General features: G+C 38.5%; 12 protein-coding genes, 2 tRNA genes and 1 pseudogene. 3 read left to right on the top strand and 12 right to left on the bottom strand.

All coding sequences use genetic code 11. From position 1 onward, the window contains the following. Positions 1-182 precede the first annotated feature (182 nt). From nadE to FC57_RS06930, 4 genes are all read right to left on the bottom strand, one after another. The gene (gene nadE / locus FC57_RS06945; RefSeq protein WP_007125087.1) at positions 183-1013 is read right to left on the bottom strand and encodes an ammonia-dependent NAD(+) synthetase; all 831 of its coding nucleotides are present in this window, start codon (positions 1011-1013) and stop codon (positions 183-185) included. Next, the gene (locus tag FC57_RS06940; RefSeq protein WP_007125086.1) at positions 1010-2488 is read right to left on the bottom strand and encodes a nicotinate phosphoribosyltransferase; all 1479 of its coding nucleotides are present in this window, start codon (positions 2486-2488) and stop codon (positions 1010-1012) included. Before FC57_RS06940 ends, nadE begins: the two co-directional genes overlap by 4 nt. 62 nt (positions 2489-2550) lie before the next feature. After that, positions 2551-3642 carry a glycosyltransferase family 4 protein gene (locus FC57_RS06935; protein WP_007125085.1) on the bottom strand — a complete coding sequence of 364 codons (1092 nt, stop codon included), beginning with the start codon at positions 3640-3642 and terminating at the stop codon, positions 2551-2553. A gap of 7 nt (positions 3643-3649) precedes the next feature. Beyond that, positions 3650-4378 (bottom strand): WecB/TagA/CpsF family glycosyltransferase, encoded by a 729-nt coding sequence (locus FC57_RS06930; RefSeq protein WP_007125084.1) that lies wholly within the window; start codon positions 4376-4378, stop codon positions 3650-3652. Positions 4379-4505: 127 nt separating this feature from the next. Here FC57_RS06930 and tagD point away from each other — a divergent pair, with 127 nt between their 5' ends. Then, positions 4506-4892: a glycerol-3-phosphate cytidylyltransferase gene (gene tagD, locus FC57_RS06925; RefSeq protein ID WP_007125083.1), complete on the top strand. Its 387-nt coding sequence runs from the start codon at positions 4506-4508 to the stop codon at positions 4890-4892. A gap of 60 nt (positions 4893-4952) precedes the next feature. Here tagD and FC57_RS06920 read toward each other — a convergent pair whose 3' ends face one another. The 5 genes from FC57_RS06920 to FC57_RS06900 form a co-directional block, all read right to left on the bottom strand. Next, a complete protein-coding gene (locus FC57_RS06920; RefSeq protein ID WP_007125082.1) occupies positions 4953-5654 on the bottom strand; it encodes a GntR family transcriptional regulator in 702 nt (233 codons plus the stop codon). 90 nt (positions 5655-5744) lie between these two features. After that, positions 5745-6860, bottom strand: coding sequence for a hypothetical protein (locus tag FC57_RS06915; protein ID WP_007125081.1), 1116 nt, complete (start codon positions 6858-6860; stop codon positions 5745-5747). Positions 6861-7001: 141 nt separating this feature from the next. Continuing rightward, positions 7002-7073: transfer RNA gene (locus tag FC57_RS06910), tRNA-Gln, on the bottom strand. A gap of 34 nt (positions 7074-7107) precedes the next feature. Beyond that, positions 7108-7189: transfer RNA gene (locus FC57_RS06905), tRNA-Tyr, on the bottom strand. Positions 7190-7340: 151 nt separating this feature from the next. Then, a complete protein-coding gene (locus FC57_RS06900) occupies positions 7341-7916 on the bottom strand; it encodes a hypothetical protein (protein WP_040529299.1) in 576 nt (191 codons plus the stop codon). Positions 7917-8130: 214 nt separating this feature from the next. Between FC57_RS06900 and FC57_RS06895 the strand changes: the two genes are divergently transcribed. After that, positions 8131-9066 (top strand): hypothetical protein, encoded by a 936-nt coding sequence (locus tag FC57_RS06895; RefSeq protein ID WP_040529297.1) that lies wholly within the window; start codon positions 8131-8133, stop codon positions 9064-9066. Positions 9067-9120: 54 nt separating this feature from the next. Here the strand turns inward: FC57_RS06895 and FC57_RS06890 are convergent, their stop codons facing one another. Next, on the bottom strand, positions 9121-10647 hold the full coding sequence (locus FC57_RS06890) for an SLAP domain-containing protein (RefSeq protein ID WP_007125078.1): 1527 nt from the start codon (positions 10645-10647) through the stop codon (positions 9121-9123). 285 nt (positions 10648-10932) lie between these two features. Then, positions 10933-11951, bottom strand: a pseudogene (locus tag FC57_RS06885) (PTS sugar transporter subunit IIC). A 255-nt stretch (positions 11952-12206) separates the two neighbouring features. On the opposite strand from FC57_RS06885, the gene FC57_RS06880 reads away from it, so the two are divergent. Further along, positions 12207-13196 carry a Gfo/Idh/MocA family protein gene (locus FC57_RS06880; protein ID WP_007125075.1) on the top strand — a complete coding sequence of 330 codons (990 nt, stop codon included), beginning with the start codon at positions 12207-12209 and terminating at the stop codon, positions 13194-13196. Positions 13197-13253: 57 nt separating this feature from the next. Here FC57_RS06880 and FC57_RS06875 read toward each other — a convergent pair whose 3' ends face one another. Continuing rightward, positions 13254-14426 carry an aminotransferase class I/II-fold pyridoxal phosphate-dependent enzyme gene (locus tag FC57_RS06875; protein WP_007125074.1) on the bottom strand — a complete coding sequence of 391 codons (1173 nt, stop codon included), beginning with the start codon at positions 14424-14426 and terminating at the stop codon, positions 13254-13256. Positions 14427-14533 lie beyond the last annotated feature (107 nt).

Below are 14533 nucleotides of genomic sequence, written 5' to 3'. Positions count from 1 at the left end.
CCCTGCTAAAAATAAAAAAGAGACTTACATGCTTGTAGCACATAAGTCTCACAAATTAAGATAAACCCAGAAATATCATATTTCGGTTGTTGAGTTTATCGCAAGCAAATTGCTGTTACTCCCTTATGACAAGCTTATTATAAGAAAGTTTTCACTCATTAACAAGTTTTAGCGAATAATTTCTATTTTTTATAAAAGTCGTCAAAAACAGTAACTGGCAAATGACGCTTGTGTTTGCTCTTATTCCATAATTTTTCAATTTGTTCTGCAGCTTTATCGCTGACATCCTTGCCTTCAAGGTAATCATCGATTTCCTTGTAAGTTACGCCAAGTGCAACTTCATCTGGCAAGTCTGGCTTTTCTTCTTCCAAGTCGGCAGTTGGAGCCTTTTCGTAAAGGTGTTCAGGACAACCCAACTCCTTCAAAAGCATCTTGCCTTGACGCTTGTCCAAACGGAAAAGTGGCGTAAGATCAGCAGCACCATCACCATATTTGGTGTAAAAACCACTAAAGTTCTCGGCTGCGTGGTCGGTTCCCACAACAGCACCTTTGTTAGCACCGGCGATTGCGTATTGAACCACCATTCTTTCACGCGCCTTGATATTGCCCTTGTTAAAGTCAGTGATCTTTTGACCAGTAGCTTCTACTACCTTAACCATGGCATCAACCGGTTCTTTAATATTAACGATCAAATCTTGGTCTGGTTGTTGGAAAGCAACGGCATCTGCCGCATCATCGGCATCAGCTTGAACGCCATATGGCAAACGAACTGCGATAAATTGATATGAATCATCGCCAGTTTCCTTACGCATTTCTTCCATTGCCATTTGGCATAACTTACCAGTCAAGGTAGAATCTTGTCCACCAGAAATACCTAAGACATATGACTTAAGGAATAGATTTGCCTTCAAATAATCCTTCAAGAAATCAATTGAACGTCTGATTTCCTTCTTAGGATCGATTTCAGGCAAAACATGTTCATAAGCAATAATTTCTTTTTGTAATTCTCTCATCGACCAATGCTTCTTTCTCTAATCTTACGACGAATATCTTGGATAAGGTCCATTTTACTTTCATAAAGGTTCTGTGACAAGTCAACTGGATATTCTTGTGGATTCAAGCTACGCTTGTATTCATCCCATAAGCCATCAAGATTGTCAGCACAGAACTTCTTAATTTCATTAAGACTAGGTTGCTTGTAAACCAACTTGCCGTCCTTGAAAATATCATGCAAAAGCGGAATTGCAGTGTAGTCAGTTACCACCTTGTTGATGTAAGTATATTGTGGGTGGAACATGAAGAGTGCATCGAACTTACGTGGATCTTCATTGTAACGTGATACCCAATCGCCTTCGTTCTTCTTAGCAGTGTTAGCACTGATTCGCCATACTTGCTTCTTACCAGGGGTAGAAACCTTGATTGCGTTAGATGAAATCTTCAAAGTATTACGCATAGCATGAACTTCATCTTCCATTGCTACCAACTTGTAAACAGCACCAAGAGCTGGCTGATCATAAGCGGTGATGTATTTAGTACCAATGCCCCAGACATCGATCTTAGCACCTTGCATCTTTAAGTTGGTAATGGTGTTTTCATCCAAATCATTGGAAGCAAAAATCTTGGCATTAGGATAGCCGGCATCGTCTAATTCCTTACGAACCTGCTTAGAAATGTAGGCCATATCGCCAGAGTCGATGCGGACGCCTAAAAAGTTAATCTTGTCGCCCATTTCGTTGGCAACTTTAATCGCATTAGGAACACCACTACGCACAGTGTCATATGTATCAACTAAGAAGACACAGTTCTTATGCGTTTCAGCGTATGCCTTAAAGGCTTCGTATTCGCTGCCGAAAGCTTCAACTAAAGCGTGAGCATGAGTACCTGAAATAGGAATACCAAACAATTTACCAGCACGTACGTTACTAGTGGAATCGAAACCACCGATGTAGGCAGCACGCGCACCCCAAATTGCGGCATCAGTTTCTTGGGCACGACGTGAGCCGAATTCCATCAAGCCATCATCTTTAACGGCTAACTTGATTCTTGCTGCCTTAGTTGCCAACAAGGTTTGGAAGTTAATGATGTTTAAAATTGCAGTTTCAACTAATTGACATTGAGCCAGTGGTCCTTCAACTTGCAAGATAGGTTCGTTAGCAAATACCAACTCTCCTTCTTTCATTGAACGAATATTGAGTTCCAGCTTCAAATTGCGCAAGTAGTCAATAAAATCGTCGTCATAACCTTCTTCTTTTTTCAGGTATTGCAAGTCGCTCTCTTTAAATTTGAGATTTTGCAAATATTTAATGACGTGCTCCAGTCCCGCATAAACGGCATAACCGTTGCCAAATGGCTCTTGGCGGTAAAAAGTTTCAAAAACGGCATTACGGTTAGCAATCCCCTTCTTGAAGTAGGTGTACATCATGTTAATTTCGTATAAATCAGTGTGCAAAGCCAAAGAATCGTCTTTGTCTAATTCTGGGTAAAACATTATTTCTCTTTCTATTATTTTAAAATTTCGCTTTTAATTATACTGCCTTTGTAAGTGCATTGCTATTTTAAGCTTTGATAGACCTCTTCAATGGCAGCTAATTGATTTTTCACGGAGAAGTGTTCTTCCGCATAACGTTTCTCTGTATTAGCCATGGTACGCAATTCCTTGCTTGATTTATTAACCGCTAAGTTAATCTCTTTAGCGATTGAATCAATATCGCCGGTTTTGGCAATAAAACCATACTCAGGACCAGGGATCATCTTATGAATATCCCCAACATCTGTGGATAAGATGGGGATTAAATTATCTGTAGCTTCTAAAAGCACAAGTGGAAAACTTTCTGAATATGAAGTCAAAACGGCAAGGTCAATCCGTTTGTAAAGGCCGCTCAATTGATGGTGCGTCATAAAACCATGAAAAGTAACTTGAGGTGCCATATTCAATTGTCTAGTTAAAGCTTTAAGCGGTTCAAGTTGACTACCATCCCCTGCAATATGCAGACGAATATGTTGGTCATCAAGTTTTTTCACTGCTTTAAGCAGTAATTCCTGCCCCTTAACCTTTTCAGTTCGAGCTACATTAATAATATTGAAGTAGGTATGCTCATATTTAGCTGGGATTTCGCTATCGCTGTGGAAAAAGATGCCATTATAGATCACATGCACCTTATTTTTATCCACTTGTGCTTTATCAATCAATAATCTGGCAAAACGCTCAGTAACCGCAAACACGCAATCTGCTTTTCTCAAGGCATGAATGTTTAGCTTAGTAAAAATACTGCCTAAAACGCCGCGACCTTCAAAATCTAAGTAAGGATCAGAGTGCACAGTAATGCACCAAGTCGCCTTGATCTTTTTATGAATCAGTGAAAGAAAAAGATTGGCACGAGCACCGTGTGTATGCACAATGTCATAATGTCCATTGTTGATAAATTTGATTAATTTGCGCAAACTAGCCAAATCATAACGACTGCTAGCACCCAAAACATGAGTATTGATGCCATGTTTGCGTGCGGCTTCCGCAACCGGACCTTCTGCTAAGGTTAATAAGTCGAAGTCCTTGCCTTCCTGTTGGGCCTCAGTCAGTAAATTTACAATATGTGATAATCCGCCGCCATTTTCAAGACCAGCATTTACATGCAAAACCTTCATTGATTAATTATTTACCTCTCTTCGATTGGCTAACACGCACGACAAACTGTGGCAACACCATCATTCGCTTAAAGCGAGATGGATTGGTAATTAAACGATAAAACCATTCTAGATGCGTCTTTTGGAATGCTTCAGGCGCTCTTTTGACAACGCCGGAAAAGACATCAAAACTACCGCCTACGCCCATCATGAGAGCTGGTACTTCGTTTCTGCGTAAAATGGCTAACAGCTTTTCTTGCTTAGGAAAGCCCAAAGCTGCAAATACCATGTCAGGTTGAGTTTTGGCAATTCTCCGTGCGACCAATTCCAAATCGCCCTTAAAGTAACCATCTTCGGCACCAACTAAGTTGATATTTGGATATTCTTTAGCCACCTTAGCTTGAACAGCATGAATAACTTGTGGTTTGGCACCGATTAAGTACACACGGCTACCACGTTCATTGGCTACGCTCATGAGCCAAGTAAATAGATCATAACCTGTTACTCGTTCAGGCAGTGGCTGTTTGAGCATCTTAGCTGCCTTCACAATTCCGATTCCGTCAGCAGTAATATAATCCGTATCATCCTTCAAAATCTTCATAAATACAGGATTTTCATTAGCTGCCATCACGATCTCGGGGTTGGCTGTAACGATAAAAGTAGATAAGTGGTTATTCAGTCGGCTAATAAATTCATTTTGAAATTGGTTAAAAGTTTTATTATCAAAATCAACGCCTAAAACATTAACTTTGTCCATTTTACACACCTCACGCGTCTTTTCATCTATTATCTATTCTACCATTTGAATAGACAAGCAAGTGCATGATGTTCAAGTTTTAACTTTTCTTCAAACATGATAAGATTGTTTTAATAAGGAGAACATTATGAAAAGAGTAATTACTTATGGCACCTTTGACCTCTTGCATTATGGTCATGTGCGCCTGCTTAAAAGAGCTAAAGAACTAGGCGATTATTTAATCGTGGGCCTTTCAACTGATGAATTCAATGAATTCAAGAAGCACAAGGAAGCCTACAATACCTACCCTGAAAGAAAGTACATCTTGGAAGCTATTCGCTACGTTGACAAGGTCATCCCTGAGAAAGATTGGGATCAAAAGATCAGCGATGTTAAAAAATACGACATCGACACTTTCGTTATGGGCGATGACTGGAAAGGTAAATTTGACTTTTTAAAGCCATATTGTAACGTCATCTATTTACCAAGAACACCTGGCATCTCAACTACTAAAATTAAAGAAGATCTAAAATAAGCAAAAAAACTCCAATCCCACTCAAAATTTTGAATGAGATTGGAGTTTTTTTGACCCTTTTTACTTAGAAAAAGTAAATTCAAATCTTTCAGCTACATAGCGAGCACGCGTATATTCAAATGGCTGACCAGATGTTAGTTCAGTAACCTGACGTCTAGTGATTAAAGCTTCACCCTTTTTTGCTTTTAACAAACGGGCATCTTGCTCGTTAGCAACCGCTGCAGAAATATGTTCTGTAACTTGGCCCACTTCAAAGCCACTACGCTTCTCTAGCGTTTCATACAAGTGGGTAGAAATATCTTCCTTTGAGAAATCTTTTACCAAGTAATATGGTACCGTAACGACTTCATAACAGATTGGCGTATCGTCAGCGTAACGGATTCTCTCCATGCGCAAAACTTTTTCGTCTCTCTTAAGTGAAAGTCGTTCTTTCTCTGATAATGATGGGTTACCAATTTGATAGGAAATTAATTTACTTGAAGGAACTTGACCGTTGGCTTTGGTAATGTCAGTAAAGGACATAATACCTGACATTTTTTCTTGAACTTTTTGACTAGCAACATAGGTCCCACTACCTAATCGTCGTTCAAGAATTCCTTCTTCTTCCAGTGTCTTAATTGCTTGACGCAAAGTCATACGAGAAACGCCAAACTTTACTGATAATTGACGTTCTGCGGGGATGCGATCGCCCACTTTATAGACATGATTCTCAATATCGCGCTTGATCTGATTATGGATCTTGATATACATAGGTTCTTCCATCAAGTTCGCCTCCAAAGTCTAGTACTAGCTACAATTATAAGCTAAATTGGTCTAGATTGCATTAAATACGATAGTATTTATTTCTTTCAGCTATTTCTTCTTAGTGGTCCATTGCATCCCTAAAATATACACATTAAAGCGCTTATCACATTCTACATTTAGCTTATCATCGGCATTAGCTAAGACGTTGGTTTTAAGCTTAGCTTCGTCTTGAACGGCAAGTTCAGCCCCATTAGGATGAAATTGTAAGTCATGTCCTATTAGTTTGGCAGTTCCACTAAGAGCTAAGAAATACTCATAATTCATATTGCCCATAAAGGTCACGCGAGTAGCTTCACAATTACTTTTATCTTGAAAATCGCTGTGAGCCATTACTACTGAATTACTCATAGTAACTTTAGCTTCATTAATTACCACCATACGGTTAATCGTGGAATTTTGAATAATGGTGTGCGTCTTTTTATCAATATAAATACCGCCATTGAACTTGCTCTGCACAATGTTGCTCCAGCAATCATCGCTAAGATAGAGGCATGAATCATCCTTAGCTTGGACAGTACTATTAAGCATGTTCATCCAAGTCTGACCGTGCAACAAGACATAATCAACGGTTGAATTGTTAATATCAAGTTCGGCGTTAGTCTTTGGAAAAGTATTGATGCTCCCGTGAACGAGGGAATTATTAATAATTGCCGTACCGTGCCCTTCAAGTGCTAAGGCACAATACTTATCGGAAGCATAATCAATCTCTGAATCATTCATTTCAAGGCGGAAATCAGCATCCTCATACATTGAAACGGAACCACCACTAATCTTGCTTGAGTAAAGTTCAACAGTAGCTTTACCATTAACGGCAATAGCAGCAGTATCTGTGCCATATCCCTTGATGAAACAATTACGTAAGGTTAAATACCCATCAGTTTCAGTAGGTATAAAAAGACTATTATTATCTGTACTTGTATTAATACACAAATTCTCTAAGGTAACATAACGACTATCCTCCGAAACGCTAATGTAACCGTAAATTGTGGTATCTTCTGGTACAGAACCTGTCCCTTTAATTGTAATATCTGTTAAAGTTAACCCTTGCGGCAGGTAATAAAATCCGGGTCCTAGCATTAAGACATCATCAGCACGTAAATCTTTTAACACCTCATGCCAACTTGTCTCACTACTTGAGCCACCAACTCTAATTATTCTTGGCATCCAATGTCCCTTTCTTTTACTCCAAAACTAGATACTATTTTACTTGTTTTTACATATTATTGGTAAATTATGCATTAGGGCAAAAAAAGAAACGTCTTGATGACGTTTCTTCTTTCGGGTTGGGTGTTCTCTTTAGAACTATTGGGTTAGCTGGATTCGAACCAGCGCATGATGGTACCAAAAACCATTGCCTTACCACTTGGCTATAACCCAATGCCAGTTGAACTTTTTACTTGTTGTTCAACAATGGAGGAGGGTGGATTCGAACCGCCGAACTCAGAGAGAGCGGTTTTACAGACCGCCGCGTTTAGCCACTTCGCTACTCCTCCGTTAGCTGACTTAATTATAATAACGAAAAACACGGATAAATGCAAGGGTATTTTTATATTTTTTTGGAATTAATCTAATTTTTCTGATTCAGCATAAAAAAAGCACCCATTAATTGAAATGGATGCAATATATAAGCCTAAATGAATTATCTTAATCTGAAGTTGGCATCACACTAGCTAAATTCTTTTTAGCTCCGTTAGCCTTAGGAATGATGGTAAAGTTCTTCAAATCATACATGCTACCTTCACCAATATCTAAGCATACAGTATTTGTGTCGGTATCAGTGTATGCATAAAAATCTGAAGTTCTTAATTTATATACCTGACCTGCCTGATTATGAATATTATACTTAGTTGGTTCATAATCATCATTTAAAGTAGGGATGTTAGCTACCTTAGCCTTAAGATCAACATACCAATGACCATTTTGTTTATAACGATTTGCCTTAACTTGACGGTAATAGACTTGTGCCTTTTTATCTGCCTTATTGTAGGTATCATTAAGAACTGGCTTCTTTGCTTTCTTAACCTTCTTGCTACGTTTCTTCGTAGTCTTCTTGGCATGCTTCTTAACATGCTTTTTCACATTTTTCTTTACATGCTTTTTTGCATGACGACTAATCTTGGCAGCATTAACTGTGGTTTCACCTGTAATACCTGATGCAACTACTGGTGAAACGGCCAACAATGCAGCCGCAATTAAACTAATAGATTTAGTTCTTTTCATTTTCATCCTCGCATCTATATCTAACATTTTTAACAGCATCTATAGTCTAGACCAATTAACTCTTTTAGTACATGCTTTCTTCTCATTTGCACAAAAAATTACAATTCTTACACGACCAATAAAAAAATCTAGCTTTCTAAAATAAAGTAAATCTTTAATAGATGTAAAATAAAAGTAGCAAAGTAAGCGCTTTCTATGAATTGAGATGACAAGAATGAAAAAATCAATAATAATTTCTACTCTATTATCCGCTACTATGCTAATGTCCTTCTCCTCACCTGCTTATGCTGCAGGAAGCTACATCAGCAATGATGAAGTTGAATCTGCAAACAGAGCGACTGAAAAGATGCCTCGTTCTAACAGGACAGATCTTAAACGTGAAAATGTATATTTCAACGTTTATGATGCGCAAACCCATCAACCAATTGCCACTCATGTTTATGGTGGCTATTTGCTCGGCACTGGTGACTATCGTAAAAATACTGGTTACAGTGAAGCACACGTTATCTTTCCAATCTATTCCGGTTATGCTTACGGTCATCCATTTTCTCCACAAATGTATTATGATGGTGCAGCTCAGGTTGAATATGACCTTTATTTAACTAAAGTAGGCTCTTCAAATAAGAATCAGACTCAGCCAAGTAAAAATACGCAATCTAATACTCAAGCTTCAAATTCAGGTAATAATATTGCACAAAATTGGAGAAATTATACCAAATGGCATGTTAACCATGTTGATAGTCCTATCTCATATCAACAATGGGTTGGCAAAGGAACTGAAGGCATTGAAGCGCAATATTTGAAGGAGCATCCCTCTGAAATGGAACGTTGCAAGCGAGATGATCCACAGTTAATTCGAACTTTAATCAAAGATGGATTACTAACTGAGGCCGATGTTAATAAATCCCAGCCTACTGATAAGAAAAAAGAAGATAAAAATTCAGCTAACAAGGATGATAAGCAAAATAAGAATAATGCTAAATCTAACAATAAGAAAAATGCTGAACCAAATCAGACAACATCACATAAAAGCTTACCAATCGGTAGCATAATAACTACAACGATAGCTTTACTGGTAGCCATAGCTTTAATTATTAAAGGCATATCAATGCTTCATGGAAGTAAGAGAAAATATAAACACATGAGATAACTAAAAAAGCCGGTGCTTTCGCATCGACTTTTTTCGGTTAAATTATTCTACTTTTTAATAGAAGTTTACAGCCTTGATGTAACGCTTGTTGTTGTCACGGCAACCACTGATTCTGTAGTATCTCTTACCATTTCTGAATCTGTATGAAGCACCGTAAGTAGTTACAGTTTGACCTCTGTAAACTTTGCCAGTACCTGGGGTACGACGGTATGATGACCAGTAAATGTAAGCATTGTGACGTAACTTACGTTGAGTACCAGTAATGTTGGTTACACGAACATATTCATCCTTACCTGCAACCTTGTAGTAGGTCTTGCCGTTGATAGTTACAACTTGAGGAACAATGTCAATGTTGGTGTAAGTGTCGTACATATGACCTAAGTACTTACCATTCTTGTCATAAGCTCTTGAAGCTACCATGACAACGTGAGTTTCGCCCTTTTCAGTAGCAGCTGGCTTTACAAGTGATGAAGTCTTTACCCAAATATTGCTTGAGTTAGCATCATTCTTTGATTTAGGTGAAACTTGTGAGTAAGATACGTTGTTAATGGTCTTGGTTTGATCAGAAACGTATACTTGATCTCCATCCTTAAAGGTAGTTGCGTTACTTAAAACGTTAGGACCATAAATACTATATGTAGTGATTGAACTTGCACCATTAGCATACAAGGTTTGCTTTTGACTTGAAGTAATCAAAACCATGTATGTTGCAGTAGTCTTCTTACCAGTCATACCAGTAGCAGTTAAAGTTACATTGTAGTAACGACCAGCTTCTGATGTGTTAACTGGGTTAGAAGTTGCTTCAATTGAAGCATAAGTAGTATTGTTCTTACTTTGTTGAGCAGAAATAGCAATATTTTCACCATTACTGTTAGTGAAGTTCAATGGATTAAATTGTGAACCCACAGCTACTTGGAAGACTTGTCCATTCAAACTTGCACTTTGTGCTGCACCATCTTTAGTCCAATTAATTTGTGGATTTTCAGTAGTGTCAACAGGTGTTGAAGCACCTTCAGGTACCATTGGAATTTGAATAGTAGCAGTTTGATTATTAACACTTGCACTCAAAGTAATGTTAAATGAAGTACCTGGAACTTTGGTAATTTCTTCATAGCTACTACCACCCTTAACAGGTTTATTATTTTTAGTTGGTTTGCCATCTTTACCAACATTAATTGTAGTAACAGTTACATTATTAGCTCTTAATTGACTGATAAAGTTATCCTTGTTAATAGTAACTTTTTCGCCACCAGCATAATTATCCTTGTGGAATTGAACAGCTTTAGAAATAGTATCAATTAAAGTTGATACCTTATCCTTTGCCTTAAAACTAATAGTACTACGAACTACATTTCCTAAAGGATTGCTTTGTGAAGCTTCACCAATAATTTCATTATTATATGTAAAGTAAGGTTTATTAACCGGAGCTTGTTGTGTTGTATTAGTATTTGCAGCAGTACCGGCAGCAGAACCAACATTAGCAGTAACATCAGCGTTAACTGGAACAGTTGAAGCGACAACTGGAGCAACTGCTAATAAAGCAGCTGCAGCTAAACCTAACATCTTTCTATTTTTCTTCATTATACGTTCTCTCCTTCTTGGATCAAAACTCTATAAGTAAGCAGTAAGTTATATATCTCCTGTTCACTTGTGAATCTATTATACCATGTTACCCCCCGAACCAAAAAAAGTCGCTTACGGGTGAGATATGCGATTTTCAGAGTTCTCTCCTGAAATCGCCAACAGCACTGTAACGCTAGGATATTAAAATGTAATTACTACACTATTACAAAAAGTAATCAAATATTTACATTTTTGTGAATTATTCCACAAGCTATTGACTTTTACTTATACATAGTGTTCTTTTTACTGGTTTTTGATAAGCAAATCTTCTTCATCTACATACTCTAATTTTTGAATAAAGATATAACGCATAATAAAACCTAATAAAAGAGGAATACCTGCAAAAAGTACTAGCAAAAGGATAACCGCAATAGGTCCACCAACCATATTCTGGTAAGCGACAAGTGGTCCAATCAACCCAGCAGAGCCAAAGCCAGCAGAATTAGGCGTACCCGTGATATTAAAAATTGCGCCAATTAAGCCAGCTACTCCTGCCGAAGCAATAATCGGCACAAACAATTTTGGCTTCTTCAATACATTAGCCATCTGAATCTTTGGAGTACCAACAAAGTGAGCAATTGTCGTACCAAAGCCGTTAACTTTGCTACTCATCACCGCTAAAGTAAAAGCCCCAGCCGTAATACCTAAGTTTGCACTACCCGAAGCAATGCCTTCAATTCCAATTGCCATCGCAATTCCTACAGAAGAGATTGGAGAAACTGCTAATGTTCCAAAAGCGATTCCCATCAACAACGGCTGAAAACTCGTCAACGTAGCAATTACACTGCCGATCGTTCCCGTAATCATCTTCGTATATGGCAATGCTAGTTGACCTAAGCCACCAGCTAAAATCGATACTGCCAAAGGCATCACCAAAACAGTGTAGCTACCCCCAGCAGCTTCACCAACATCGCCGCAATCAAAATCGTCAACGCAATATTAATCACATCGCCTGCTCCAGACAGCACAATCTGACCTTTTTTCACTTCAAACGCACCACTGGCAATCATCGCTGCCGCCGTCACCGAGCCCGACTGAATCAGATTAAACTTTAACAAGTATGACACGCACAGTCCCGCAAAGACGGCCAACAAGTTTTGCATCAACAAGGTCATCGTCAATACGTTTTGCGCACCTGGCCAAAAGCCAAGCATCCCCTTCATCAATTCATTAATCAAAGCCCCTGGCACTAATGCAATCACTACGCCAGTACTCACGCCGCTTAAAATCTTCAGGATATTTTCTTTAAAATCTTTTCGCATCTACTTCCCTCACAATTAAAAAAGCTCCAGAATTACTCTGGAGCTTAACTTGATCAATATTACAGAACTAGCTCGCAGAATTTTTGCACACTAAAAAAGTATTAAAAATTCTCATTCTAGTTCCCCATGAATCTTATTATATCGGAACTTAGGCTACTTACCTAGTTAAGAAAATTTTAAAATTACTAACATAGACGAAAGCGTTTTTCACAACTAAAATTAAGTTAACGATTTTAATATAGAAAGGCACTTATTATGAAGAAATATAATTGGGGAATTATTGGTACCGGCTGGATCGCTCACGACATGGCCGATGCCCTAAACAATGTAAACGGCGAAATCTACGCTGCAGCTAATCCACACAAAGAAGCTCTTGATGCCTTTGTTAAGGATAAAAAGGTCAAGCATGCTTTCACTGATCCTGATGAAATGATCAACGATCCTAACATCGACATTATTTATATTGCTACCCCACACACTTTTCACTATGAATATATCAAGAAGGCGTTAAACGCTGGCAAGCATGTTTTCTGTGAAAAAGCCATCACAGTCAACGCTAAACAATTCGATGAAGTAGCTCAAATGGCTAAGGACAAACATCTATTATTGATAGAAGGTTTCACTTTATACCACATGCCAATTTACAAGAAGATGCAAGACATGATTGCAGCTGGTAAGTTCGGTGAAATCAAGATGATTCAAATCAACTTTGGTTCCTTGAAAGATTATGATCCAAAAAATCGCTTTTTCAATAAGGATCTAGCTGGTGGTGCCTTACTGGACATCGGTGGCTACGCTACTGCTTTTGCCATGAGTTTCATGAATGAATACCCAGAAAGCATCAACACTACAGTAAAATTCTTTGAAACCGGTGTTGATGAACAATCTGGCATTATTTTGAAAAACTCGCAAGGACAAATGGCTGTAATGTCCCTGTCGATGCGCGCTAAGCAGCCAAAACGTGGACTAGTTTCTGGTACCAAAGGCTATTTTGAAATTAACCAATATCCACGTGGCACCGAAGCCGACATCACTTACACGCAAAGCGCCCATGAAGAAACTTACGATAAGGTGACTGCTGGTGACAGCGACAAGGCACTCGAATACGAGATTACCGATTTTCAAAAGTATGTTGAACAAGGTCATGATGAAGGCGAACTTGAAAAATCACGTCGCGTAGCACACATCTTAACCAGTATTAGAACAGCTTGGGGTATGACTTACCCATTTGCTAATGAAAAATAAATTATTCTAAACAATAAAAAAGCAGGTATTGAGATTTTCAATATCTGTTTTCTTTAGTTATTTTCTATTTTCTTTAACGTATTTCTCTAGTCGCTTCAAGCCTTCCTTAATTTGATCCATTGAAGTTGCGTAAGATAAGCGGATGTAGCCTTCGCCACCCTTAGCAAAGAATGAACCAGCAACTACGGCTACGTGACCCTTTTCAGCTAAGTCATAAATGAACTTAGTATCATCTTGTTCAAGTCCTTCAGGAATCTTGGCAAAGATGTAGAAGGCTCCCTTTGGCTTAACGCATTCAAAGCCTAGCTTGGTTAAGCCGTCATATAGCACATCGCGCCGCTTTTGAAATTCTTTCTTCATTGGCAACGCATCATCTTGCCCTTTACTAAAAGCTTCCTCAGCTGCATCTTGCATTGGCGTTGGCTCAGTTGTAGTAATTGCTTGGTGAATCTTGGCAATTTGCGTCAGAATTGGCTTTGGAGCAGCTACCACACCGATCCGGTAGCCTGTCATTGCCCATGCTTTAGAGACACCATTCATCAATACGACTTGATCATGCAAGGTCTTCTCCATTGAAGCATGGGGTTGATCGTAGTTAAGTTCGCTATAAATTTCATCACAAAGGACGAAAATTGGCTTATCTCTAACTACATCGGACAAGGCATCAAGTTCAGCTTGCGTATACATGACACCAGTCGGATTAGTAGGATAATTCATGACCAAAGCTTTAACTTTAGCGCTATATTTATCCAAAGCTGCTTTCAACTTAGCCGGCGTTAATTTGAAGTCATCACCTGATGTATCAATTTGGACAACTTGAGCGCCCATTGAAAGTGCATCCCCAATATAAAGTGGAAAAATAGGCGTTGGCACCAAAATGACGTCGCCCGCATTAATCACCGCAGTCAAAAAGTCATAAATGGATTCCGTAACACCGTTAGTGACCAAGATTTCACTAGGATCATACTTTTGACCATACTTTTTAGCCAAAAAGTCAGCTGCAGCCTTGCGCAATCCTGGGGTACCATTCGATGGTGCATAGTGTGAATGGTTATTCTCAATACTTGCTTCAGCAGCCTTCTTAATATGGTCCGGAGTATTAAAATCTGGTTCACCAATCGTGAATTTTACAATGTCCGGAATCTTATTAGTATAGCTGGCAAAAGCTAAAATTTGTCCTGGCTTTTGTTCAACTAAGCCTTTTTTCATATATTTTGTTAAGTCAACCATATATTAGCCCTCCCTATATCTGAACTAAGTTAGCTCAAATATAGGTGCTTTTTAAGTTCTTGTCAAAGAAGAACTTATTTTATGCACAAAACATTCTAAGCTAAATA

This window comes from Lactobacillus ultunensis DSM 16047 (assembly GCF_001436305.1).
Classification (GTDB): Bacteria; Bacillota; Bacilli; order Lactobacillales; family Lactobacillaceae; genus Lactobacillus; species Lactobacillus ultunensis.
This window is presented reverse-complemented; position numbering and strand designations above follow the sequence as displayed.